The following is a 25,304-nucleotide window of genomic DNA, read 5'->3' as shown; positions in this document are numbered from 1 at the left end:
GCTTTAATCCTCTTCTGCGGGAGAGGATCAGGGTGAGGAAAATTTACGCCTCACCCTCACTCTCTTCGCAAGGAGAGAGGTTCACAATTCACTGCACGTTTCAGGAACCATCGCTCATGACACAGACGTTAAGCCAGCTTGAAAACAGCGGCGCTTTTATTGAACGCCATATCGGACCGGACGCCGCGCAACAGCAAGAAATGCTGAATGCCGTTGGCGCACAATCGTTAAACGCGCTGACCGGCCAGATTGTGCCGAAAGATATTCAGCTTGCGACACCACCGCAGGTTGGCGCACCGGCGACCGAATACGCCGCACTGGCAGAACTCAAGGCTATTGCCAGTCGCAATAAACGCTTCACGTCTTACATTGGCATGGGTTACACCGCCGTGCAGTTGCCGCCGGTTATTCTGCGTAACATGCTGGAAAATCCGGGCTGGTATACCGCGTATACTCCGTATCAACCTGAAGTCTCCCAGGGCCGCCTCGAAGCACTACTCAACTTCCAGCAGGTAACGCTGGATTTAACCGGGCTGGATATGGCTTCGGCTTCTCTTCTGGACGAGGCCACCGCTGCCGCCGAAGCAATGGCGATGGCTAAACGCGTCAGCAAACTGAAAAATGCCAACCGCTTCTTTGTTGCTTCTGACGTTCATCCGCAAACGCTGGATGTGGTACGTACTCGTGCCGAAACCTTTGGTTTTGAAGTGATTGTCGATGACGCGCAAAAAGTGCTCGAGCATCAGGATGTGTTCGGCGTGCTGTTACAGCAGGTCGGCACTACTGGTGAAATTCACGACTACACTGCGCTTATCAGCGAACTGAAATCACGCAAAATTGTGGTCAGCGTCGCCGCCGATATTATGGCGCTGGTGCTGTTAACCGCGCCGGGTAAACAGGGCGCGGATATTGTTTTTGGTTCGGCGCAACGCTTTGGCGTACCGATGGGCTACGGTGGCCCGCACGCAGCATTCTTTGCGGCGAAAGATGAATACAAACGCTCAATGCCGGGCCGTATTATTGGCGTATCGAAAGATGCCGCGGGTAATACTGCGCTACGCATGGCGATGCAGACTCGCGAGCAACATATTCGCCGTGAGAAAGCGAACTCCAACATTTGTACTTCCCAGGTACTGCTGGCAAACATCGCCAGCCTGTACGCCGTTTATCACGGTCCGGTTGGCCTGAAACGTATCGCTAACCGCATCCACCGCCTGACCGATATTTTGGCGGCGGGCCTGCAACAAAAAGGTCTGAAGCTGCGCCATGCGCACTATTTCGACACTTTGTGTGTGGAAGTGGCAGACAAAGCGGGCGTACTGGCGCGTGCCGAAGCGGCTGAAATTAACCTGCGTAGCGATATTCTGAACGCGGTTGGGATCACCCTTGATGAAACAACCACGCGCGAAAACGTGATGCAGCTTTTCAGCGTGCTGTTGGGCGATAACCACGGGCTGGAGATCGACACGCTGGATAAAGACGTGGCTCACGACAGTCGCTCTATTCAACCTGCGATGCTGCGTGATGACGAAATCCTCACCCATCCGGTGTTTAATCGCTACCACAGCGAAACCGAAATGATGCGCTATATGCACTCGCTGGAGCGTAAAGATCTGGCGCTGAATCAGGCGATGATTCCGCTGGGTTCCTGTACCATGAAACTGAACGCCGCCGCCGAGATGATCCCGATCACCTGGCCGGAATTTGCCGAACTGCACCCGTTCTGCCCGCCGGAACAGGCCGAAGGTTATCAGCAGATGATCGCGCAGCTGGCTGACTGGCTGGTGAAATTGACCGGTTACGACACCGTTTGTATGCAGCCGAACTCTGGTGCACAGGGCGAATACGCGGGCCTGCTGGCGATTCGTCATTATCATGAAAGCCGCAACGAAGGGCATCGCGATATCTGCCTGATCCCGGCTTCTGCGCACGGAACTAACCCTGCTTCTGCACATATGGCAGGAATGCAGGTGGTAGTTGTGGCGTGTGATAAAAACGGCAACATCGATCTGACTGATCTGCGCGCGAAAGCGGAACAGGCGGGCGATAACCTCTCCTGTATCATGGTGACCTATCCTTCCACCCACGGCGTGTACGAAGAAACGATCCGTGAGGTGTGTGAAGTCGTGCATCAGTTCGGCGGTCAGGTTTACCTTGATGGCGCGAACATGAACGCCCAGGTTGGCATCACCTCGCCGGGCTTTATTGGCGCGGACGTTTCGCACCTTAACCTACATAAAACTTTCTGCATCCCGCACGGCGGTGGTGGTCCGGGTATGGGACCGATCGGCGTGAAAGCGCATCTGGCGCCGTTTGTGCCGGGCCATAGCGTGGTGCAAATCGAAGGCATGTTAACCCGTCAGGGCGCGGTTTCTGCGGCACCGTTCGGTAGCGCATCCATTCTGCCAATCAGCTGGATGTACATCCGCATGATGGGCGCAGAAGGGCTGAAAAAAGCAAGCCAGGTGGCAATCCTCAACGCCAACTATATTGCCAGCCGCCTGCAGGATGCTTTCCCGGTGCTGTATACCGGTCGCGACGGTCGCGTGGCGCACGAATGTATTCTCGATATTCGCCCGCTGAAAGAAGAAACCGGCATCAGCGAGCTGGATATTGCCAAGCGCCTGATCGACTACGGTTTCCACGCGCCGACGATGTCGTTCCCGGTGGCGGGTACGCTGATGGTTGAACCGACTGAATCTGAAAGCAAAGTTGAACTGGATCGCTTTATCGACGCGATGCTGGCAATTCGTGCGGAAATTGACCAGGTGAAAGCCGGTGTCTGGCCGCTGGAAGATAACCCGCTGGTGAACGCGCCGCACATTCAGAGCGAACTGGTCGCCGAGTGGGCGCATCCGTACAGCCGTGAAGTTGCAGTATTCCCGGCAGGCGTGGCAGACAAATACTGGCCGACGGTGAAACGTCTGGATGATGTTTACGGCGACCGTAACCTGTTCTGCTCCTGCGTACCGATTAGCGAATACCAGTAATTCACTGATTCGACTATCTTCTAAAGGCGCTTCGGCGCCTTTTCGTGCTTTGTTTATGCCGGATGCGACGTGAGTGTCTTACCCTCCCCACAGCATTTTAAAATTAAATATATTGCAGTAAAAACAAGCCTGGTAATCGCAACGCATTAGGCAACTTTTCGTTTCTCATTAGTCTGTTAGCCTAAATTTAATTTTCCTGTTTTTATTGCGCTTCTTACTAATTATTTATCGAGAATTATTTTTATCGTGTCGTTATTTAATAAAAACAACACACTATGTTTACATGTAATTACAAATAGTTTCTCTCCGAAATCGTTGTTTGGATCTCAATATAATTGAAAAACTTTCCGTATATTAACTCCATTAAGTTATTTGCCTAAATAATAAAAGCAAAACAAATATAAATAACAAGAATGATTCTTAATTTAACGCTTTGTTTTTCATACCTGGAGGGAATGATGAAACGATTTATATTTCTACCATTAATATCATGCTTTTTATCAATGAATGCAGTGGCAGTTGAAGGAGAAAACAGGCCCAGCAATCTGTTAGGTGCGCCAGTTAATACCGCTATTTCTGGAGGTTCAGTATTGCCAGAAGGAATGCTTTTAACCGCCGTGAATAGCTCATTTCGTGATAAAGACCATCAAATCGAGGGACACGGGAGTCCGGATGTTTACTCCCAGATATGGTTATTGAAGATTCGTTATGGTCTGACCGACAGACTGGAATTATCAACTGTGGGCTCTTATATCAATAACAAACGAGACAATCTGTCTCCTGAACATATAGAGGGAATGGGCGACCAATCGGTGGGGGCAACTTATGCTTTAATGAGCCAGCGAAGAGGGGATCCGTTTTGGGTTACGGTAGGTGGGGCGCTATTACTACCCACCGGGCAAGATGGAGATAATCATTTGCCTGGGAACAGCGCCTGGGGAGGGCGGGTATCACTCTCTTTAACGAAATCATTCACGCCCAATATTAAAGGAGATATGGATTTTGTTTATCAAGGGCCATTTGAGCGTGGAAACCAGGATGTGAAGCGCGGCAGTGAATTTCAATGGAATACCCAGGTGCGTTATATGTTCAGTGATTTGCCGCTGGATATTGGCCTGGAAAGTGCCTACAGCAATAACGCTTCAGGTACAAAAAAATTGCCTAATGGCAGCACCATTAATAACCACTCTGGTACTACCGAATGGGTTGTTGGCCCGTCATTTAACGTTGCCGTTGATTCACTGAAGTTATGGTTTGGTGCCGGGGCTTTCTTTCCGGTAATGCAGGAAGCGAAGTCGCCGGCTAAGATGGAAGATGTTCGCTGGGAATTTAAAATCGGTAAGACCTGGTAAATCAGGTGCAGAATGTTACCCGCCTGCTGGCGGGTAACATGCGGGAATTACAGTTTCTCGCCGTTGCTGGCAATCACTTCTTTGTACCAGTCAAAGCTCTTCTTACGTGAACGCGACATATCGCCAGTACCGTCGTCATGTTTATTCACATAGATAAAGCCGTAGCGTTTGCTGTACTGTCCGGTAGTGAATGACACGCAGTCGATGCAGCCCCACGGTGTGTAGCCCATCAGATCCACGCCATCGTAAGTCACCGCTTTTTTCATCTCTTCGATATGGGCGCGCAGGTAATCAATACGGTAGTCGTCGTTGATGCTGCCATCTTCTTCCACTTTGTCGTAAGCGCCAAAACCGTTTTCGACAATAAACAGCGGCTTCTGATAACGCTCATACAATTCGCATAGTGCATAGCGCAGACCCACCGGATCAATCTGCCATCCCCAGTCCGACGCTTTAACAAATGGGTTCGGTACACTGCCTTCAAAACCAGAGATCGCATCGCCGGTGCCGCCTTCGGCCTTCACCGCGTTGGTCATGTAATAACTGAAGCCAAGATAATCGCAGGTGCCTTCGCGTAGCACTTCAAAATCGCCATCTTCCATTTTGATGTTAAATCCGCGACGCTCCCACTCGTTCAACACATAGGACGGGTAATAGCCACGCAGCTGCACATCGGTAAAGACGTAGCGCTCGCGCATCGACTCCTGAGCGAACATCACATCGTCCGGGTTACAGGAGTAAGGATAGAGCGGCACCATCGCCAGCATACAACCGACTTTCATCTCCGGGTTGATGCGATGCGCGGCTTTCACCGCCAGGGCGCTGGCGACAAACTGATGATGCAGCACCTGATACATCGTCTCTTCCGGGTTTTCATGCTCGGTATACACCACGCCGGAGCAGCAGTAACCGAACAGCGGCGCACGCCAGTTTCGCTGGTTGTTAATTTCGTTGAAGGTCATCCAGTATTTGACTTTGTGCTTATAGCGTTCAAATACCACTTCCGCGAAACGCACAAAGAAGTCAACCACTTTACGGTTGGTCCAGCTGCCGTATTGCTGCACCAGATGCAGCGGCATTTCAAAGTGGGAGAGGGTAATCACCGGTTCGATGTTGTATTTCAGCAGTTCATCGAACATATCATCGTAGAACTTCAGCCCTTCTTCGTTTGGCTGAGCTTCATCACCTTTTGGAAAAATGCGCGTCCAGGCGATGGATGTACGAAAACATTTGAAGCCCATTTCGGCAAACAGCTTGATGTCTTCTTTGTAGCGGCCATAAAAATCAACGGCTTCATGGTTCGGATAGTATTTGCCGGGCAAAACTTCTTTGGTGATTTCGCGCGGCACGCCGTGTGCGCCACCGGTTAGCACGTCACAAATACTCGGCCCTTTGCCGCCTTTGTTCCAGCCGCCTTCGACCTGATGAGCGGCAACTGCGCCACCCCATAAGAAATCTTTCGGTAAGGTGAGTTTTTTCACTATCATAGGCTCCAAATGAGTCAATTCTTACAGGAAATAGTACCATGCAGCCAAACGACATCACTTTTTTTCAACGTTTCCAGGATGACATTCTGGCTGGGCGTAAAACCATCACTATTCGCGACGAGTCTGAATCGCACTATAAACCGGGCGATGTGCTCCGCGTCGGGCGCTTTGAAGATGACGGCTATTTTTGCACCATTGAAGTTACCGCAACTTCAACCGTAACGCTGGATACTCTCACAGAAAAACATGCACAACAGGAAAATATGACCCTGCCTGAACTGAAAAAAGTCATTGCCGACATCTATCCTGGTCAGACACAGTTTTATGTAATTGAATTTAAATGCCTTTAAGTTGAACTCACGCCTGTTAGTTGAAATTTAACATTTATTTTCATGATTTTTCGGAGATTACTCTCAAATCAGAATTTATTTTAGCTAACAGGTGTTCACTGGAACTATTCTCAGTTACGCTGGAGAAGTGTTCACGTGCGTGTACGTTTCTCCGGAGTAAGTTATGGTTCAGAAGCCTCTCATTAAGCAGGGATATTCGCTGGCAGAGGAAATTGCCAACAGCATCAGTCACGGTATTGGGCTGGTGTTTGGTATCGTCGGGTTGGTATTGCTACTGGTTCAGGCGGTGGATCTTAATGCCAGCGCCACGGCGATAACCAGTTACAGCCTTTATGGCGGCAGTATGATCCTGCTGTTCCTCGCTTCGACGCTTTATCACGCCATTCCCCATCAACGGGCAAAAATGTGGCTGAAGAAATTTGACCATTGCGCCATTTACCTGTTGATTGCCGGAACCTACACGCCGTTTTTGCTGGTGGGGCTGGATTCTCCGTTAGCGCGCGGGTTGATGATTGTTATCTGGAGCCTGGCATTGCTGGGGATTCTGTTCAAACTGACCATCGCGCACCGATTCAAAATTTTATCTCTGGTGACTTATCTGGCGATGGGGTGGCTGTCACTGGTGGTGATTTATGAAATGGTAGTTAAGCTCGCGGCGGGCAGCGTTACCTTACTGGCAGTAGGCGGTGTGGTTTACTCGCTTGGGGTGATTTTCTACGTCTGCAAACGCATCCCTTACAACCACGCCATCTGGCACGGCTTTGTGCTCGGCGGCAGTGTGTGCCATTTCCTGGCGATCTATTTGTATATTGGACAGCCGTAATGGCTGTGTCTTTGTTGGCATGAAAAGACGCACCAGCGTCGCATCAGGCATCGGAGCGCAACTGCCGGATGCGGCGTGAACGCCTTATCCGGCCTACGGGCCGCTTCCCACTTGTGAAAAAGGCACCAAATCCCAGGCCTGATAAGAGGCGCCAGCGTCGCATCAGGCATCGGAGCGCAACTGCCGGATGTGGTGTGAACGCCTTATCCGGCCTACGGGCCGCTTCCCATTTGTGAAAAAGGCACCAAATCCCATGCCTGATAAGACGCGCCAGCGTCGCATCAGGCAATAGATGCCCGAAGCGATACAGCGATTTACTCTTCCAGCGAATACGGCAGCGGCTCGATACGCAATGTATTCGCATCATCACGAACGCGGAAGATGCTGTCCGGTTCCATATCGTTATTCATGACGACCTGAACCACTACCTGACCATCTTCCAGTTTTACCGCAGCCAGCACCGTACCGGTACGACGCCAGTTTTCGCCCATTTTCAGCTCTAAGTCTTCACCAGCTGCCGGCAAACGGCTGGCGCTACCCGCCAGCAACCAGAGCGCGCGTTTGTTGGCTCCGCGGAACTTAGCTCGTGCCACCATCTCTTGCCCGGTATAGCAGCCTTTCTTAAAGCTGATACCGCCCAGCGCCTGAAGGTTAGTCGCCTGCGGGATAAACTGCCCACTGTTAGCAGCGTCAATAACAGGGAAACCCGCTTCAATGTTTAATGCCAGCCACTGTTGGCTATTGTTCAGTTCCGCTTCACCGCGCAGTTTATCGGTCAAAGTATTAGCGGTAGCTTCATCGGTTACGATCAGAAAACGTTCTGCCGGATGTTCAAACCATAGCAGTGTGGTCGCACCTTCTCTAACTACCTGTTTTTCCTTCGAAGGCATTTCGCTGAAGAGATTTTCCAGCGCGGCGCGTGCCTGAAAACCGGCAACACCGAGCAGCACACGTTCATCGTCCGGCACGATGGTCACTTTAGAAAACACCGCATATTTTTTCAGTTCAGTCAGCTGCGAATCACGCACGCTGCGGCGTTCAATCCACGCAAAGCCATCGCCGTCGCGGAACAGACGTAAATTGCTCCACATTTTACCTTTGGCGTCGCAATGCGCGGCGAGCAAATGCTGGTCTTCTGACATCTGGCTGACGTCTGCTGTCACCTGACCCTGCATATATTTTTCGCTGTCCGCGCCAGTAATGGTGGCAAGCGCCCAGTCATCAAGCGTCATCAGCGTCAGTGGTAAACGGGCAGAAGCCGTAGGCTGACGGGGAGGAAAAGGTGTAAAAGCCATAATGGAGTCCTGTGTAACAAACGGCGTATTAATGACTAATGGTAAAAGAGCTATGAGGCAATGCAAGTGCTTTCACTACGCGATCTGTGCCTTCTGATATGCTTTGCGAGGCGACATCCAAAAAAATGAAGCCATTGAATTGTTGCGGATTAATTTCGCGATCGCGATTGAGTTTACCGATATTCCCGCAAAAGAAGTCGAAAAACACGTTACAATAGCCTGGTACTGGATTTTCGTGAGACAGGAAGAAGATGGACATTAACAACAAAGCCCGCATTCATTGGGCATGCCGCCGTGGTATGCGCGAACTCGATATTTCAATCATGCCGTTTTTCGAACATGAGTACGACAGCTTAAGTGATGACGAAAAACGCATCTTTATTCGTCTGCTGGAATGCGACGACCCGGACCTGTTCAACTGGCTGATGAATCACGGTAAACCGGCCGATGCAGAACTGGAAATGATGGTCCGACTTATCCAGACACGGAACCGGGAACGTGGTCCTGTGGCAATCTGATTTGCGCGTCTCCTGGCGCGCACAGTGGCTTTCCTTGCTGATTCATGGGCTGGTTGCCGCTGTTATTTTACTCATGCCCTGGCCGCTCAGTTACACCCCGTTATGGATGGTGTTGCTTTCGCTGGTGGTGTTTGATTGCGTTCGCAGCCAGCGGCGCATTAATGCTCGTCAGGGGGAGATTCGCCTGTTGATGGACGGGCGTTTGCGTTGGCAAGGGCAGGAGTGGAGCATCGTCAAAGCGCCGTGGATGATTAAAAGCGGCATGATGCTGCGTTTACGTTCTGATAGTGGCAAACGGCAACATTTATGGCTGGCAGCAGACAGCATGGACGAAGCCGAATGGCGGGATTTACGGCGAATTTTGTTGCAACAAGAGACGCAAAGGTAAACATGACGGCAACGCTAATGCGCAAAGCCGTCAGTCACATCAGGCGTAATACTCTGCCATTTCGTTAAGGATTTGCTCACACCAGCTCTGAATACGCTCGTCGCTAAGGTCATACTGGTTAGTTTCATCCAGCGCCAGACCCACGAACAGCTGTCCGTCAGCAATCACCGGTTTCGGGCTGGTAAACTCATATCCTTCCGTTGGCCAGTAGCCGACGAACTTCACGCCTTTGGTCGAGAGTTTGTCATGCAGCATGCCGAGCGCATCAAGGAACCACTCGCCGTATCCCAGCTGATCGCCAAGCCCATATAACGCAACAATTTTACCTTCGAGGTTCAGGTCGTCGAGCTGATCCCAGACGGCTTCCCAGTCTTCCTGGATTTCGCCAAAATCCCAGGTCGGGATACCCAGAATGAGCACATCGTACTGCTCCATTAATTTCGGGGAGTCGTCCTTGAGGTTATGTAAGGTCACCAGTTCTGGGCCGATAATATCGCGGATTTTTTCCGCCGCCATTTCGGTGTAACAGGTGCTGGAACCGTAAAAAAGACCCATATTCATAACGTAAGCTTCTCGATTCTGCTGTGGCTTTTGCGGCTAGTGTATCAGAATCGCTTTAGTCACGGCACAATAAGGCATAATGGATCAAACGAGTAACGATAAGGGGCGCAAGTGAAACAAGATCTGGCACGCATCGAGCAGTTTCTGGATGCCCTGTGGCTGGAAAAAAATCTCGCCGAAAATACGTTGAACGCATACCGTCGCGATCTGTCAATGATGGTGGAGTGGTTGCATCATCGTGGGCTGACGCTGGCAACGGCACAAAGTGACGATTTGCAGGCATTACTGGCAGAACGGCTGGAGGGCGGGTATAAAGCCACCAGTTCAGCACGTTTGCTGAGTGCGGTGCGCCGATTGTTCCAGTATCTTTATCGCGAAAAGTTTCGTGAAGACGATCCCAGTGCGCATCTGGCTTCGCCGAAATTGCCCCAGCGTTTGCCGAAAGATTTAAGCGAAGCGCAGGTTGAAAGATTATTACAGGCACCTTTAGTCGATCAGCCTCTGGAGCTTCGCGACAAAGCCATGCTTGAAGTGTTGTATGCTACCGGGCTGCGTGTCTCGGAACTGGTCGGGCTGACAATGAGTGATATCAGCCTGCGCCAGGGCGTGGTACGGGTCATTGGTAAAGGCAACAAAGAACGCCTGGTGCCATTAGGTGAAGAGGCGGTCTACTGGCTGGAAAATTATCTGGAACACGGGCGGCCATGGCTATTGAACGGTGTGTCGATTGATGTGCTGTTTCCCAGCCAGCGCGCGCAGCAGATGACGCGCCAGACCTTTTGGCACCGCATTAAACATTATGCCGTGCTGGCGGGTATCGATAGCGAAAAGCTGTCACCGCATGTGTTGCGTCATGCCTTTGCCACTCATTTGTTAAATCATGGTGCGGACTTACGCGTGGTGCAGATGTTGTTGGGCCATAGCGATCTCTCCACCACGCAAATTTATACGCATGTCGCTACCGAGCGTCTGCGGCAACTTCATCAACAGCATCACCCACGGGCGTGATGTCTGAAAAGAACGGGAAGATTTATGAAGAAAGGTTTTATGTTATTTACTTTGTTGGCGGCGTTTTCAGGCTTTGTTCAAGCGGATGACGCGGCAATTCAACAAACGTTAGCCAAAATGGGCATCAAAAGCAGCGATATCCAGCCCGCGCCCGTGGCTGGCATGAAGACAGTTCTGACTAACAGCGGTGTGTTGTACATCACCGATGATGGTAAACATATCATTCAGGGGCCAATGTATGACGTTAGCGGCACGGCTCCGGTCAATGTCACCAATAAGATGCTGTTAAAGCAACTGAACGCGCTTGAAAAAGATATGATTGTTTATAAAGCGCCGCAGGAAAAACACGTCATCACCGTGTTCACCGATATTACTTGTGGCTACTGCCACAAGCTGCATGAGCAGATGGCAGACTACAACGCGCTGGGGATCACCGTGCGTTATCTCGCTTTCCCGCGCCAGGGGTTGGAGAGCCAGGCTGAGCAACAAATGAAAGCCATCTGGTGTGCGAAAGATAAAAACAAAGCGTTTGATGATGTGATGGCGGGTAAAAGCGTCGCGCCAGCCAGTTGCGACGTGGATATTGCCAACCATTACGCGCTTGGCGTCCAGCTTGGCGTCAGCGGTACTCCGGCGATTGTGCTGAGCAACGGTACTCTGGTGCCAGGCTACCAGCCGCCGAAAGACATGAAAGAATTCCTCGACGAACACCAAAAAATGACCAGCGGTAAATAATTCGCGTGAAACAACAGATAAAACTTCGTCGCCGTGAAATCGATGAAACGGCAGACCTGCCTGCTGATCTGCCGCCCTTGCTGCGTCGTTTATACGCCAGCCGGGGCGTGCGTAGCGCGCAGGAACTGGAACGCGGTGTTAAAGGGATGCTGCCCTGGCAGCAACTGAGCGGCGTCGAAAAGGCCGTTGAGATCCTTTACAACGCTTTTCGCGAAGGAACGCGGATAATTGTGGTCGGAGATTTCGACGCCGACGGCGCCACCAGTACCGCCCTTAGCGTGCTGGCGATGCGTTCGCTTGGCTGCGCCAACATCGACTTCCTGGTGCCGAACCGTTTTGAAGACGGTTACGGCTTAAGCCCGGAAGTGGTTGAGCAGGCGCATGCCCGTGGCGCGCAGTTGATTGTGACGGTGGATAACGGCATTTCCTCTCACGCGGGCGTTGAACACGCTCGCACGCTGGGCATTCCGGTTATTGTTACCGATCACCATTTGCCGGGCGATACGTTACCCGCGGCGGAAGCCATTATTAACCCTAACTTGCGTGACTGTGACTTTCCATCGAAGTCACTGGCAGGCGTAGGCGTCGCATTTTATCTGATGCTGGCGCTGCGCACCTTTTTGCGCGATCAGGGCTGGTTTGATGACCGTGGCATTGCAATCCCTAATCTGGCGGAGTTGCTGGATCTGGTGGCGCTTGGGACGGTGGCGGACGTGGTGCCGCTGGATGCGAATAACCGTATCCTGACCTGGCAGGGCATGAGCCGAATCCGCGCCGGGAAGTGCCGCCCAGGGATTAAAGCGCTGCTGGAAGTGGCAAACCGCGATCCGCAAAAACTCGCCGCCAGCGATTTAGGTTTTGCGCTGGGGCCACGTCTCAATGCTGCCGGGCGACTGGATGATATGTCCGTCGGAGTGGCGCTGTTACTGTGCGACAACATCGGCGAAGCGCGTGTGCTGGCAAATGAACTCGACGCCCTAAACCAGACGCGCAAAGAGATTGAACAGGGAATGCAGGTTGAGGCGCTGACTCTGTGCGAGAAACTGGAGCGAAGTCGCGACACGCTGCCCGGCGGGCTGGCAATGTATCATCCTGAATGGCATCAGGGGGTTGTCGGTATTCTGGCTTCGCGTATTAAAGAGCGTTTTCACCGTCCGGTTATTGCGTTTGCGCCAGCGGGAGACGGTACGTTAAAAGGTTCTGGACGCTCCATTCAGGGGCTGCATATGCGCGATGCGCTGGAGCGCTTAGACACGCTCTATCCGGGCATGATGCTCAAGTTTGGCGGCCATGCGATGGCGGCAGGCCTGTCGCTGGAAGAGGGTAAATTCGAACTTTTTCAGCAACGCTTTGGCGAACTGGTTACCGAGTGGCTGGACCCCGCATTATTACAGGGTGAAGTCGTCTCCGACGGCCCGTTAAGCGCTGAAGAGATGACCATGGAAGTGGCGCAGCTGCTACGTGATGCTGGCCCGTGGGGGCAGATGTTCCCGGAACCACTGTTTGATGGCCATTTCCGCCTGCTGCAACAGCGGTTGGTAGGCGAGCGTCATCTGAAAGTGATGGTCGAACCGGTCGGTGGTGGCCCGTTGCTGGATGGTATTGCGTTTAACGTTGATACGGCCCTCTGGCCGGATAACGGTGTGCGTGAAGTGCAACTAGCCTATAAACTGGATATCAACGAGTTTCGCGGCAACCGCAGCCTGCAAATTATCATCGACAATATCTGGCCTGTCTGACGAATTTAGTATGTATAAAATTGAGCCGGGATCCGGTACAATCCCGCTCTTATCACCGCATTTTGACTAGCTCAATAAAAGAAATCAGACCATGTTTGAAATTAATCCGGTAAATAATCGCATTCAGGACCTCACGGAACGCTCCGACGTTCTTAGGGGGTATCTTTGACTACGACGCCAAGAAAGAGCGTCTGGAAGAAGTAAACGCCGAGCTGGAACAGCCGGATGTCTGGAACGAACCCGAACGCGCACAGGCGCTGGGTAAAGAGCGTTCCTCCCTCGAAGCCGTTGTCGACACCCTCGACCAAATGAAACAGGGGCTGGAAGATGTTTCTGGTCTGCTGGAACTGGCTGTAGAAGCTGACGACGAAGAAACCTTTAACGAAGCCGTTGCTGAACTCGACGCCCTGGAAGAAAAACTGGCGCAGCTTGAATTCCGCCGTATGTTCTCTGGCGAATATGACAGCGCCGACTGCTACCTCGATATTCAGGCGGGGTCTGGCGGTACGGAAGCACAGGACTGGGCGAGCATGCTTGAGCGTATGTATCTGCGCTGGGCAGAATCGCGTGGTTTCAAAACTGAAATCATCGAAGAGTCGGAAGGTGAAGTGGCGGGTATTAAATCCGTGACGATCAAAATCTCCGGCGATTACGCTTACGGCTGGCTGCGTACAGAAACAGGTGTTCACCGCCTGGTGCGTAAGAGTCCGTTTGACTCCGGCGGTCGTCGCCACACGTCGTTCAGCTCCGCGTTTGTTTACCCGGAAGTTGATGATGATATTGATATCGAAATCAATCCGGCGGATCTGCGCATTGACGTTTATCGCGCGTCCGGCGCGGGTGGTCAGCACGTTAACCGTACCGAATCTGCGGTGCGTATTACTCACATCCCAACCGGGATCGTGACCCAGTGCCAGAACGACCGTTCCCAGCACAAGAACAAAGACCAGGCCATGAAGCAGATGAAAGCGAAGCTTTATGAACTGGAGATGCAGAAGAAGAATGCCGAGAAACAGGCGATGGAAGACACCAAGTCCGACATCGGCTGGGGCAGCCAGATTCGTTCTTATGTCCTTGATGACTCCCGCATTAAAGATCTGCGTACCGGGGTAGAAACCCGCAACACGCAGGCCGTGCTGGACGGCAGCCTGGATCAATTTATCGAAGCAAGTTTGAAAGCAGGGTTATGAGGAACCAACATGTCTGAACAACACGCACAGGGCGCTGACGCGGTAGTCGATCTTAACAATGAACTGAAAACGCGTCGTGAGAAGCTGGCGAACCTGCGCGAGCAGGGGATTGCCTTCCCGAACGATTTCCGTCGCGATCATACCTCTGACCAATTGCACGCAGAATTCGACGGTAAAGAGAACGAAGAACTGGAAGCGCTGAACATCGAAGTTGCCGTTGCTGGCCGCATGATGACCCGCCGTATTATGGGTAAAGCGTCTTTCGTTACCCTGCAGGATGTGGGTGGCCGCATTCAGCTGTACGTTGCCCGTGACGATCTGCCGGAAGGCGTTTACAACGAGCAGTTCAAAAAATGGGACCTCGGCGATATCCTCGGCGCGAAAGGTAAACTGTTCAAAACCAAAACCGGCGAACTGTCTATCCACTGTACCGAGCTGCGTCTGCTGACCAAAGCTCTGCGTCCGCTGCCGGACAAATTCCACGGCTTGCAGGATCAGGAAGCGCGCTATCGTCAGCGTTATTTGGATCTCATCTCTAACGATGAATCCCGCAACACCTTTAAAGTGCGTTCGCAAATTCTGTCCGGTATTCGCCAGTTCATGGTGAATCGCGGCTTTATGGAAGTTGAAACCCCGATGATGCAGGTGATCCCTGGCGGTGCGGCTGCGCGTCCGTTCATCACCCATCACAACGCGCTGGATCTCGACATGTACCTGCGTATTGCGCCGGAACTGTACCTCAAGCGTCTGGTGGTTGGCGGCTTTGAACGTGTGTTCGAAATCAACCGTAACTTCCGTAACGAAGGTATTTCCGTACGTCATAACCCAGAGTTCACCATGATGGAACTCTACATGGCTTACGCAGATTACAAAGATCTGATCGAACTGACTGAATCGCTGTTCCGTACTCTGGCACAGAATATTCTCGGTAAGACGGAAGTGACCTACGGCGACGTAACGCTGGACTTCGGTAAACCGTTCGAAAAACTGACCATGCGTGAAGCGATCAAGAAATATCGCCCGGAAACCGACATGGCAGATCTGGACAACTTCGACTCTGCGAAAGCGATTGCTGAATCTATCGGCATCCACGTTGAGAAGAGCTGGGGTCTGGGCCGTATCGTTACCGAGATCTTCGAAGAAGTGGCAGAAGCACATCTGATTCAGCCGACCTTCATTACTGAATATCCGGCAGAAGTTTCCCCGCTGGCGCGTCGTAACGACGTTAACCCGGAAATCACTGACCGCTTTGAGTTCTTCATTGGCGGTCGTGAAATCGGTAACGGCTTTAGCGAGCTGAACGATGCCGAAGATCAGGCGCAGCGCTTCCTGGATCAGGTTGCAGCGAAAGATGCAGGCGACGACGAAGCAATGTTCTACGACGAAGATTACGTCACCGCACTGGAACATGGTTTGCCGCCGACAGCTGGTCTGGGTATTGGTATCGACCGTATGGTAATGCTGTTCACCAACAGCCATACCATCCGCGACGTTATTCTGTTCCCGGCAATGCGTCCGGTAAAATAAGCGTTACGCGTATGCACTTAACCCCGGCATTTGTCGGGGTTTTTTATTCTCTCTTTGCGAAAACAGATAATACATTTCTGGCTTTGCTATTGGCTGCCTGCATCACCATCCACGGACTAAACGCCCACGGCGTAGCATCAATAGCGCGCAAAACATCTGATAAATCACACAATTGATAATCCATCACTTCATCACCGTTGGGCTGTAACGCGCTGGTAATTCGTGCGGCAAAGACTGGACACATTTCATTTTCGACAATGCCATTCGGGTCAGTGGCGCGATAGTGGAAGTCTGGATAAACCGATTCGGGTGACGTTATTTCCACGCCCAGTTCATAGCGGCAACGGCGGATTACCGCCTCTTCATTGCTTTCGCCCAGTTGTGGATGACCGCACACCGAGTTAGTCCACACGCCTGGCCACGCTTTTTTGCTAAGTGCGCGGCGGGTAACCAGCAGTTGTCCCTTAGCATTAAACAGCCAGCAGGAGAACGCGAGATGTAAGGGGGTGTCTGCCGTGTGTGCGGCATATTTTTCCAGCGTACCCGAGGGGACTCCCTGTGCATTCAGTAAAATGACGTGTTCCGTTTGCATAATTTCTCACATGTAATTCTAATCACTCGTCATTATAGATAACTGAAGAGTCAAATGATTAACCAAGTGAGTGTTTATCGGCATCCGCCCGTTTTGAGCGGATGCTGACAGAGAAAGGTCATTTAAAAAAGCAGCATCATATAGTTGAAGCGACTTTCAATAGCCATTGCCACGCAGTCAGAAATGACAGGAATGGAGATCATTAAGAGTAATAACAGACTGAATATAGTGCGTATTAATAGGTTCATATCATTCACCATGCTCATTTTTCTTTAGCTTGCGCATCAAAAGCCACATACGCACTGTTCTGACTTTTAAATCTTTATCAGAAACAGATTCCTTCACCAGATCGGCATGATGCTGATAACCATTGAAAAAGACGTTCAGCACCACCGCACTGATAGTCGCCAACATAATGCCGCTATGTAACAACGGTTGCAGTACAGCCGGTAACTTAGAAAAGAAATCATGAGAAAGCGTCGGGGTCATACCCACGCCAAGGCTAATAGCCACGATATAAAGGTTGTAGCGGTTGGTGGTGTAGTTACAGCGCGACAGAATGCGGATCCCCGTCGCCAGCACCATACCGAACATTACTAATCCTGCACCGCCTAGTACAAATTGCGGAATGGAAGCCACCAGCACCGCCATTTTGGGTACCATCCCGAACATGATTAATATAATCCCGGAAGAGATACACACCCAGCGACTGTGAACGCGCGTCACGCTGACCAGGCCAACGTTTTGCGAAAAGGAAGTATGCGGGAAGCTGTTAAACGTGCCGCCAATCATTGTCCCTATGCCATCTACGCGTAGCCCGCGAATAATGTCTTGTGAAGAAAGTTTTCTACCGACAATTTCCCCCAAGGCCAGGAACATCCCCATCGACTCAATAAATACGATGATTAACACTGCGGTCATGGTCAGAATGGAAACCGGATCGAAAACTGGCGTACCAAACGACATTGGCGTGACAATGGCGAACCACGAAGCATCATTCAGCCCAGACAGATTCACTTCATTCATCATCCACGACAACAAGAAGCCAAATACAATCCCCAGTAATACGGCGACATTGGACATAAATCCTTTGGCGTAACGGGTGATAAGCAAGATGAAAATTAAGACGGCGAAGGAAATGGTTAAATAAACCGGATTGCCATATTGTGGATTTCCTTTACCGCCAGCAGCCCAGTCAATGCCTACCTGAATAATACTCAGGCCGATAGAGGTAATAACCACACCGGTAACTAACGGTGGGAATAAAGGCATTAAGCGACCAATAAGTGGTGCTAATAGCGTGGTGATAAAACCGGCCGCAATGGTCGCGCCAAAAATCCCCAGCAGACCGATATCCGGGTTCATCCCAATGGCAATCATTGGTGTTACAGCCGCAAAGGTCACCGACATAATCACCGGCAGGCGAATTCCCATAAAGCGACCAATGCCGATACATTGCAATAATGTGACGATACCGCAGCAAAAGAGATCGGAGCTAATCAGCATTGCGATAGCTTCTTTCGAGAGTCCGAGTCTGTCACCAATCATAAGTGGGACGGCGACTGCGCCTGCGTACATAACAAGGACGTGTTGCAGACCGAGTATGATCAGCTTTCCTGGTGATAATATGCGGTCCACCTCATCCGTTGGGCGGTCTTGCCCTGAAGATGAGGGAATTTGAGAATCTATGGCGCTCATCAGTCTTTCTCCTTTCGCTCGCCAGAGTAAAAAGCAACCGTTTACGTTCACTAAAACTCTTTAATGACATGCTCGTGGGATGCCAGTTTTCACAAGGAGGGGACGTTACAAGATGGAAATGCGGGGGCAATCACATAATCGGGGTTAAACCGAGAAAATGAGAATAAAAATAGACAATGAAATTATCTTTAATTTTCTCATATTGATATTTCATTAATCATTCTGGCATGTCGCACTCTCGTATTTAATACTTTTTATCCGGATGGCATTTTTTTGAACGGCGATGTTTAAATATTGAAAACGGCACAGATTGAGGGGCGATAATTTGATATCTCTCACAAAATTATAATTAAAACTGACTCGTTTCCTCATATATGCCCGTTTATTGCATTGCGACATTTGAGAAGACATAACTCATCAAATGAAAGGGATGCAAATGAACAAGTTTATCGCAGCTGATGCTGCGGAATGTATAGGCTGTCATGCCTGTGAAATTGCCTGTGCGGTGGCTCATAATCAAGAAAACTGGCCGCAGAGTCATGGTGATTTTCGCCCCCGTATCCACGTTGTTGGGAAAGGTCTGGCTGCAAATCCAGTGGCTTGCCATCATTGCAACAATGCCCCCTGCGTTACGGCTTGCCCGGTAAATGCCCTGACTTTCCAGCCCGATAGCGTACAACTGGACGAACAAAAATGCATTGGTTGTAAAAGATGCGCAATCGCTTGCCCCTTTGGGGTAATTGAGATGGTCGATGCTATTGCGCAGAAATGTGACCTTTGTAACCAGCGCAATTCCGGCGCGCAAGCCTGTATTGAAGTTTGCCCAACCCAGGCGTTGCGGCTGATGGATGAGAGCGGCTTGCAGCAGATGAAAACGCTGCGACAGCGCAGGACGGCGGAGGGAAAAGCATCGGAAAAACCACAATCATCGCGTCGCGAGGCATTGCTCCCTGTCACTCCACGCAAAGGGGCGGATAAAGTTACAGCAAGCGAGCGGAAGACCCACTTTGGCGAAATTTATTGCGGCCTTGATCAAAAACAAGCGGCGTATGAAAGCGACCGTTGTGTCTATTGCGCCGAAAAAGCCAACTGTAACTGGCATTGCCCGCTGCATAACGCTATCCCTGATTACGTCCGCCTGGTGCAGGAAGGGAAGATTATTGAAGCGGCAGAACTCTGCCACCAGACCAGTTCATTACCGGAAATTTGCGGTAGGGTGTGTCCGCAGGACCGGCTTTGTGAAGGCGCATGTACTTTAAAAGATCACTCTGGCGCAGTCTCTATCGGTAATCTGGAACGCTATATTACTGATACTGCGCTGGCGATGGGCTGGCGTCCTGATGTCAGCCAGGTTGTTCCCCGCATAGAAAAAGTGGCGGTGATTGGCGCAGGACCCGCGGGGCTGGGATGTGCCGACATTCTGGCGAGGGCGGGTGTTCATGTTGATGTCTTTGATCGCCATCCAGAAATTGGCGGTATGCTGACTTTTGGCATTCCTCCGTTCAAGCTCGATAAAATGGTATTAAGCCAGCGGCGGGAGATATTCACCGCAATGGGAATCGACTTTCATCTCAATTGTGAAATTGGCCGCGATATCTCTTTCAACGAATTAACGGCGGAATATGATGCTATTTTCCTCGGCGTGGGGACTTACGGCATGATGCGTGCAGATCTGCCGCATGAAGATGCGCCGGGCGTCATTCAGGCGCTCCCGTTCCTGACTGCCCATACCCGCCAGCTTATGGGACTGCCGGAGTCTGAAGAGTATCCGCTGACGGATGTTGAAGGTAAACGCGTCGTGGTTTTGGGTGGCGGCGATACGACAATGGATTGTTTGCGTACTTCCATCCGCCTCAATGCTGCCAGTGTGACCTGCGCGTATCGCCGTGATGAAGTCAGTATGCCCGGTTCGCGTAAAGAGGTAGTCAACGCGCGCGAGGAAGGCGTTGAGTTTCAGTTCAATGTTCAGCCGCAATATATTGCTTGTGACGATGATGGGCGTTTAACTGCGGTGGGCCTGATTCGTACCGCAATGGGCGAGCCGGGACCAGATGGGCGCCGTCGTCCACGTCCGGTGGCGGGCTCTGAGTTTGAACTGCCCGCCGATGTTCTGATTATGGCGTTTGGTTTTCAGGCACATGCAATGCCGTGGTTACAGGGGAGTGGAATAAAACTCGATAAATGGGGACTGATTAAAACCGGTGACGCGGGATATTTCGCTACTCAGACGCATCTGAAAAAGGTCTTTGCCGGGGGGGACGCGGTTCATGGTGCGGATCTCGTTGTCACTGCAATGGCGGCAGGACGGCAGGCGGCGCGCGATATGTTAACTATGTTTGATACGAAGGCATCGTGATGAAATCGTTAATTATCGTTAATCCGGCTGACTGTATTGGCTGTCGCACTTGTGAAGTAGCCTGTGTTGTCGCCCATCCGTCAGAGCAGACTTTAAATGCCAGCTTCTTTTTGCCTCGCTTAAAGGTGCAGCGTTTGGATCGAATTAGTGCTCCGGTGATGTGTCACCAGTGCGAAAATGCGCCTTGCGTTGGGGCCTGCCCCGTGCAGGCGCTGACGATGGGTGAGCAGGTGGTGCAGGCAAATTCTGCCCGTTGTATCGGCTGCCAGAGTTGCGTCAGCGCGTGTCCGTTTGGGATGATCACAATTCAAATGTGGCCGGGAAATGTTCGGCCAGAAATCGTGAAATGTGACCTTTGCGAACAGCGGGAAGAGGGACCGGCTTGCGTTGCATCTTGCCCGACGCAGGCGTTGCAGTTGTTAACCGAAGGAGAACTCAGGCGAGTCCGCCAGCAGCGTATTGCTGCCAGCGGCAAGAATCCACTCTGACAAAACTCCGCGCTGTATGGCGCGGAGGTTCTTCTAGATAGCCCAACCACCCGCGTAAAACGCGACCAGGGCGACAGTTATGATGACAGTACCAATATTGAGTTTGTTCCATTCGCGAGCAAAAACACGACCCACTACGAGAGTTACAAAGCCCAGCATAATGCCGGTGACGATATTACAGGTCAGGACGATAAAGACAGCGCAAACCAGGCCCGCCATCGCATCAATAAAGTCATTGAAGTCCAGTTTTGAGACGTTACTTAGCATCAGCAGACCCACGTACATCAGTGCGGGCGCTGTGGCATAACCGGGGATCAGAAACGATAACGGTGATAAAAACAGAATCAACAGGAACAGTAAGCCAACAATCGTCGCTGTCAGACCTGTTTTGCCACCCGCAGCTGTTCCTGCAGCAGATTCGATATAGACCGCCGCAGGCGCAGCACCTACCAGCCCAGAAAATATCGAGCTGACGGAATCGCTGGTCAGGGCTTTACCACCGTTGATTATCTGGTTGTCTTTATCCAGGAGATTCGCCTGACCGGCTACTGCGCGGATGGTGCCGGTGGCATCAAATACGGCGGTCATCACCAGTGCCAGTACACTCGGGAGAACGGTTGGCTGGAGTGCACCCATAATGTCGAGGCTGAAAATTAGCGACTTACCATCTTCTCCTGTCAGGCTCGGCATCGCCACCAGACCGTGGTATTCCACCGCGGGGTCAAAGATTAAGCCGATTATCGAGATGGCGATAATTACCAGTAAGATCCCTCCTGGTACGCGGCACTTCTCCAGACCAAAAATTACCGCTAATCCCAGCAAGCTCATCATCACAGGGAAAGAGGTAAATGCCCCGAGCGCTACCGGTAAACCTTCAATCGGGTTTTTGATAACCATACCAACGCCGTTAGCTGCAATCAGCAGCAGGAACAGGCCGATACCAATGCCTGTTCCGTGGGCGATACCCATCGGTAAATTGCGTAAGATCCAGGTTCGTATACCGGTTACCGAGATGGCGGTGAAGATGAGGCCCATCAGGAAGACCGCGCCCAGCGCGACGGGAACGCTAATTTGTTGCCCGAGTACCAGACTGAATGCGGTAAATGCCGTCAAGGAGATGGCGCAGCCGATCGCCATTGGCAAATTGGCCCACAGCCCCATTAGCAGCGAACCGAAGCCCGCGACCAGACAAGTAGCAACAAAGACTGCAGCAGGGGGAAAACCAGCTTTGCCCAACATGCCGGGAACCACGATTACAGAATAAACCATGGCCAGAAAGGTGGTTAAGCCTGCCAGTACTTCCTGGCGAACGGTACTGCCACGAGCGGTTATTTTAAAATAATTATCCAGCGCGCCCTGTGGCTTTGGTGCGACCGGTGTTTGTAGGATGTCTCCAGACATAATGATGTCCTCACGAGGATGTTAAGGTTTTATTATTAGTTGCGTTCGTACACCAGACGACCATCAACGTAGGTGCGGTAGATCGAACGGTCATCGCCCAACGTCATCATCACGAACAATTTGTCGACTAAAGAAACAGAGTTGTCATAGCGCAGCTGCTGTAGTGGTGTGGCCGTGGGTTCCATCACCACAAAATCAGCCTCTTTGCCGGGTAAAAAGTTGCCGATAAGGTCATCAAGGCCCAGAGATTTCGCGCCACCAAGGGTGGCAAGGTAAAACGCTTCATACGCGGAGAGGCGGTATCCCTGTAACTGCAATACTTTGTAGGCTTCATTCAACGTTTGCAGCATGTTGAAGGTGGTTCCGGCACCAATGTCAGTTCCCATGCCCACTTTGACTTTTTTCTTCCAGGCTTTTTGTAGGTTGAATAGACCACTGCCCAGGTAGAGGTTTGAAGTTGGGCAGAAAGCGATGCTGGATTTGGTTTCGCTGAGACGATCCCACTCTTTTTCTTCGAGATGGACGCAGTGAGCAAAGACGCAGTTTTTCCCTGTCAGCCCGTACTGGTGGTAAACATCCAGATAACCATCATGTTCAGGATAGAGTGATTTCACCCAGGCAATTTCATCTTTGTTTTCACAGAGATGGGTATGTACCCACGTATCTGGATACTCTTCTTTCAGGCGTTGCGCCATCGCCATCTGTTCAGGTGAAGATGTTGGGGCGAAGCGTGGTGTAATGGCATATAACAGACGACCATTTTTGTGCCAGCGTTCGATCAGTTCTTTGCTTTGGTGATAGCTGCTTTCGGCAGTATCGAGCAGATAATCCGGTGCGTTGCGGTCCATCATCACCTTACCGGCAATCATGCGCATATTGATATGACTGGCGGCTTCAAACAGCGCATCAACGGATTGCGGATGGACGGTACCAAACACCAGCGCCGTGGTGGTTCCGTTACGTAAAAGCTGCTTGATGAAGAACGCCGACATTTCGCGGGCGTACTCTAAATCCTCATAACGGCGCTCAGTAGGGAAGGTGTGTTTATTCAGCCATTCCAGTAACTGCTCGCCATAGGCACCGACCATTTCACTCTGCGGATAATGGATATGCGTATCGACAAAGCCCGGTACAATCAATTTGCCGCGATAATCACGGACGCGAATGGTGTCCGGGATTTGATGCTTGCCCTGTTCCCATTCACCAAACCATTCCACTTTCCCCTGTTTAATGAGTAATAAACCATCCTCAATAAATCGCAGCGCAGAAGCGATCTCTTCTGGATTATCGACAGTACGGGTGACATCAATAAAACTGCCTCGTACTGCTTTTAACGTGTGTTCCCCTGACATCATTGACTCCTTTACTGTTAATCCATCTCTTCCGCAGAGGTAATACCCGGCAGAACGTTTTCCTGTCGGTAGCCACCAGGGAGGATAATATTTAATAAAATCGCAGTTAGGCCTCCGGCACAAATAGGATTTTCAACTAATACATATATTGAGGCGGGCAATATTTTAAAAATTTCGGGGTCATAAGAAACACCAAGTCCTAAACCTAAAGAAGTGGCGACAATAAGTGTTTCACGGCGCTTTAATCCGTTGGTAATAATGATGCGGATACCCGCAATGGCAATCATGGAAAACATCAACGTCATTGCACCACCCAGAACTGCCGAGGGAATAGTGGTGAAGAAGCCGCCGATCATCGGAAATAATCCAAGGATAACCAGCATTACCGCAATGGTGCGCCCGATATAACGTGAAGCGACGCCAGTCATCTGTATTACGCCATTATTTTGTGCAAAAGTGGTTAATGGTAATGAACCGACGGCGGAGGCGATAACCGAAACCAGACCATCTGCCAGCACGCCGCCTTTCAGGCGTGACTGATATTCTTCTCCCTGGATAGGGCGGCGGGAAACCATTGCTGTGGCGGTGATATCCCCTACCGCTTCCAGCACACTAAGCAGATAAATGGTGCCGACCACCAGGAACTGATGGAGGTTGAAATTAAATCCGTATTTGAAAGGATGGGGAATAGTAATGAGGGGGAGATTGCGTAAACTGCTGAAGTCCACCATGCCAAGGCATAATGAAACCGCATAACCCACGCACAGACCAATGGCGATTCCGCCCATACGTAGTAGCGGACTGCGACAACAGTTAAAGCCAATAACCACAATCAGCACCAGTAAACCAACGCCAAGGTGCTCGTAGTTGCCGAACGTGCCACTGCTCTTGGCGGCAAAACCACCGCCAAAATCAATAATGCCAACTTTAATCAGGCTTAAGCCGATCATCAGTACAACAATACCACTGACAGTGGGAGTAATTACTCTGCGTAAATAAGGAAGAATAAAAGAGGCTCCGACCACCAGAAAGGCACCAACGAAGGAGACGCCGAGGAGTGACGACATGATTAATTCTTCATGGAAACCGTCGCTTTTCATGCTGCTACCCAGCGCAATCATGACTGTCACAAATGAAAAATTGACTGACTGAATTGAGAGTAGACCAGAACCGACGATGCCATAACGATTTACCTGCAACCAGGTACCAATACCAGAAGCGATCATCGCCATGGAAACCAGGTAGGCTGTGGTTTCTGCGGAAAGTTGTAAGGCCGCCCCCACAATTAGCGCGGGTGTTACCATTGGGACGAAAATTGCCAATAGATGGGTAATGGCACCAACGATAGCCTGATGAAAAGGAGGGCGATCCTCCAGTTCAAATATAAGGTCAGAACCTGCATGGTTTATATCAGACATCCCTTCACTCCTTTATAAAGTAAATTTGATCATCTG

At 51.1% G+C, this 25,304-nt stretch carries 23 protein-coding genes; 14 read left to right on the top strand and 9 right to left on the bottom strand.

Annotated elements, in window-relative coordinates; translation table 11 throughout:
- Positions 1-116 precede the first annotated feature (116 nt).
- On the top strand, positions 117-2,990 hold the full coding sequence (gene gcvP, locus AACS80_RS19870; protein WP_135410360.1) for an aminomethyl-transferring glycine dehydrogenase: 2,874 nt from the start codon (positions 117-119) through the stop codon (positions 2,988-2,990).
- A 458-nt stretch (positions 2,991-3,448) separates the two neighbouring features.
- Complete coding sequence (locus AACS80_RS19865; protein ID WP_135405620.1) at positions 3,449-4,342, top strand: transporter; 894 nt, start codon at positions 3,449-3,451, stop codon at positions 4,340-4,342.
- Positions 4,343-4,389: 47 nt separating this feature from the next.
- Here the strand turns inward: AACS80_RS19865 and bglA are convergent, their stop codons facing one another.
- Positions 4,390-5,823: a 6-phospho-beta-glucosidase BglA gene (bglA, locus tag AACS80_RS19860; RefSeq protein WP_138183936.1), complete on the bottom strand. Its 1,434-nt coding sequence runs from the start codon at positions 5,821-5,823 to the stop codon at positions 4,390-4,392.
- 44 nt (positions 5,824-5,867) lie between these two features.
- Between bglA and yqfB the strand changes: the two genes are divergently transcribed.
- Together yqfB and trhA are read left to right on the top strand one after the other, a co-directional pair.
- Complete coding sequence (gene yqfB, locus AACS80_RS19855; RefSeq protein ID WP_135490304.1) at positions 5,868-6,179, top strand: N(4)-acetylcytidine aminohydrolase; 312 nt, start codon at positions 5,868-5,870, stop codon at positions 6,177-6,179.
- A gap of 163 nt (positions 6,180-6,342) precedes the next feature.
- Positions 6,343-7,002, top strand: a complete 660-nt coding sequence (gene trhA, locus AACS80_RS19850) for a PAQR family membrane homeostasis protein TrhA (protein ID WP_135410357.1) — start codon at positions 6,343-6,345, stop codon at positions 7,000-7,002.
- A 314-nt stretch (positions 7,003-7,316) separates the two neighbouring features.
- On the opposite strand, the gene ygfZ is transcribed toward trhA, so the two are convergent.
- Positions 7,317-8,297 (bottom strand): tRNA-modifying protein YgfZ, encoded by a 981-nt coding sequence (gene ygfZ, locus AACS80_RS19845; protein WP_130207830.1) that lies wholly within the window; start codon positions 8,295-8,297, stop codon positions 7,317-7,319.
- Positions 8,298-8,548: 251 nt separating this feature from the next.
- On the opposite strand from ygfZ, the gene sdhE reads away from it, so the two are divergent.
- Positions 8,549-8,815 (top strand): FAD assembly factor SdhE, encoded by a 267-nt coding sequence (gene sdhE, locus AACS80_RS19840; RefSeq protein ID WP_000354046.1) that lies wholly within the window; start codon positions 8,549-8,551, stop codon positions 8,813-8,815.
- Entirely contained in the window at positions 8,796-9,203 is a 408-nt protein-coding gene (locus tag AACS80_RS19835) for a protein YgfX (protein WP_000244781.1), read from the top strand. The genes sdhE and AACS80_RS19835 overlap by 20 nt, the downstream gene beginning before the upstream one ends.
- 39 nt (positions 9,204-9,242) lie before the next feature.
- Here AACS80_RS19835 and fldB read toward each other — a convergent pair whose 3' ends face one another.
- Positions 9,243-9,764: a flavodoxin FldB gene (gene fldB / locus AACS80_RS19830; RefSeq protein ID WP_130207828.1), complete on the bottom strand. Its 522-nt coding sequence runs from the start codon at positions 9,762-9,764 to the stop codon at positions 9,243-9,245.
- 111 nt (positions 9,765-9,875) lie between these two features.
- On the opposite strand from fldB, the gene xerD reads away from it, so the two are divergent.
- The 5 genes from xerD (at position 9,876) to lysS (ending at position 15,963) form a co-directional block, all read left to right on the top strand.
- The gene (xerD, locus tag AACS80_RS19825; RefSeq protein WP_064529792.1) at positions 9,876-10,772 is read left to right on the top strand and encodes a site-specific tyrosine recombinase XerD; all 897 of its coding nucleotides are present in this window, start codon (positions 9,876-9,878) and stop codon (positions 10,770-10,772) included.
- A 24-nt stretch (positions 10,773-10,796) separates the two neighbouring features.
- The gene (dsbC, locus tag AACS80_RS19820; RefSeq protein WP_130207826.1) at positions 10,797-11,507 is read left to right on the top strand and encodes a bifunctional protein-disulfide isomerase/oxidoreductase DsbC; all 711 of its coding nucleotides are present in this window, start codon (positions 10,797-10,799) and stop codon (positions 11,505-11,507) included.
- 5 nt (positions 11,508-11,512) lie between these two features.
- On the top strand, positions 11,513-13,246 hold the full coding sequence (gene recJ / locus AACS80_RS19815) for a single-stranded-DNA-specific exonuclease RecJ (RefSeq protein ID WP_138183935.1): 1,734 nt from the start codon (positions 11,513-11,515) through the stop codon (positions 13,244-13,246).
- A 91-nt stretch (positions 13,247-13,337) separates the two neighbouring features.
- A protein-coding gene (gene prfB, locus AACS80_RS19810; protein ID WP_096179399.1) for a peptide chain release factor 2 occupies positions 13,338-14,436 on the top strand; the annotation gives its coding sequence in 2 pieces (ribosomal slippage) (positions 13,338-13,412 and positions 13,414-14,436; 1,098 coding nt in all).
- A 9-nt stretch (positions 14,437-14,445) separates the two neighbouring features.
- Positions 14,446-15,963 carry a lysine--tRNA ligase gene (gene lysS, locus AACS80_RS19805; RefSeq protein WP_021529652.1) on the top strand — a complete coding sequence of 506 codons (1,518 nt, stop codon included), beginning with the start codon at positions 14,446-14,448 and terminating at the stop codon, positions 15,961-15,963.
- 43 nt (positions 15,964-16,006) lie between these two features.
- On the opposite strand, the gene idi is transcribed toward lysS, so the two are convergent.
- Entirely contained in the window at positions 16,007-16,555 is a 549-nt protein-coding gene (gene idi / locus AACS80_RS19800; protein ID WP_135410356.1) for an isopentenyl-diphosphate Delta-isomerase, read from the bottom strand.
- Between the two features lie 54 nt (positions 16,556-16,609).
- On the opposite strand from idi, the gene AACS80_RS19795 reads away from it, so the two are divergent.
- On the top strand, positions 16,610-16,663 hold the full coding sequence (locus AACS80_RS19795; RefSeq protein WP_123057966.1) for a hypothetical protein: 54 nt from the start codon (positions 16,610-16,612) through the stop codon (positions 16,661-16,663).
- 14 nt (positions 16,664-16,677) lie between these two features.
- Here AACS80_RS19795 and AACS80_RS19790 read toward each other — a convergent pair whose 3' ends face one another.
- Complete coding sequence (locus AACS80_RS19790) at positions 16,678-16,803, bottom strand: hypothetical protein (protein WP_130207818.1); 126 nt, start codon at positions 16,801-16,803, stop codon at positions 16,678-16,680.
- A 1-nt stretch (position 16,804) separates the two neighbouring features.
- Entirely contained in the window at positions 16,805-18,253 is a 1,449-nt protein-coding gene (gene uacT / locus AACS80_RS19785; RefSeq protein WP_130207816.1) for a urate/proton symporter UacT, read from the bottom strand.
- 436 nt (positions 18,254-18,689) lie between these two features.
- On the opposite strand from uacT, the gene ygfT reads away from it, so the two are divergent.
- Positions 18,690-20,609: a formate-dependent uric acid utilization protein YgfT gene (gene ygfT, locus AACS80_RS19780; protein ID WP_135410355.1), complete on the top strand. Its 1,920-nt coding sequence runs from the start codon at positions 18,690-18,692 to the stop codon at positions 20,607-20,609.
- Positions 20,609-21,097: a 4Fe-4S dicluster domain-containing protein gene (locus tag AACS80_RS19775; RefSeq protein ID WP_130221466.1), complete on the top strand. Its 489-nt coding sequence runs from the start codon at positions 20,609-20,611 to the stop codon at positions 21,095-21,097. Before ygfT ends, AACS80_RS19775 begins: the two co-directional genes overlap by 1 nt.
- A gap of 33 nt (positions 21,098-21,130) precedes the next feature.
- On the opposite strand, the gene ghxQ is transcribed toward AACS80_RS19775, so the two are convergent.
- Genes ghxQ through xanQ form a run of 3 tightly spaced genes read right to left on the bottom strand, consistent with a single transcriptional unit; the run spans position 21,131 to position 25,268 of the window.
- The gene (gene ghxQ, locus AACS80_RS19770) at positions 21,131-22,498 is read right to left on the bottom strand and encodes a guanine/hypoxanthine transporter GhxQ (protein WP_135410354.1); all 1,368 of its coding nucleotides are present in this window, start codon (positions 22,496-22,498) and stop codon (positions 21,131-21,133) included.
- Positions 22,499-22,533: 35 nt separating this feature from the next.
- Entirely contained in the window at positions 22,534-23,850 is a 1,317-nt protein-coding gene (gene guaD / locus AACS80_RS19765) for a guanine deaminase (RefSeq protein WP_131162014.1), read from the bottom strand.
- Positions 23,851-23,867: 17 nt separating this feature from the next.
- Positions 23,868-25,268, bottom strand: a complete 1,401-nt coding sequence (gene xanQ, locus AACS80_RS19760; RefSeq protein WP_131161985.1) for a xanthine/proton symporter XanQ — start codon at positions 25,266-25,268, stop codon at positions 23,868-23,870.
- Positions 25,269-25,304 lie beyond the last annotated feature (36 nt).

Source organism: Escherichia sp. E4385, from assembly GCF_963883145.1.
Lineage (GTDB): Bacteria > Pseudomonadota > Gammaproteobacteria > Enterobacterales > Enterobacteriaceae > Escherichia.
This window is presented reverse-complemented; position numbering and strand designations above follow the sequence as displayed.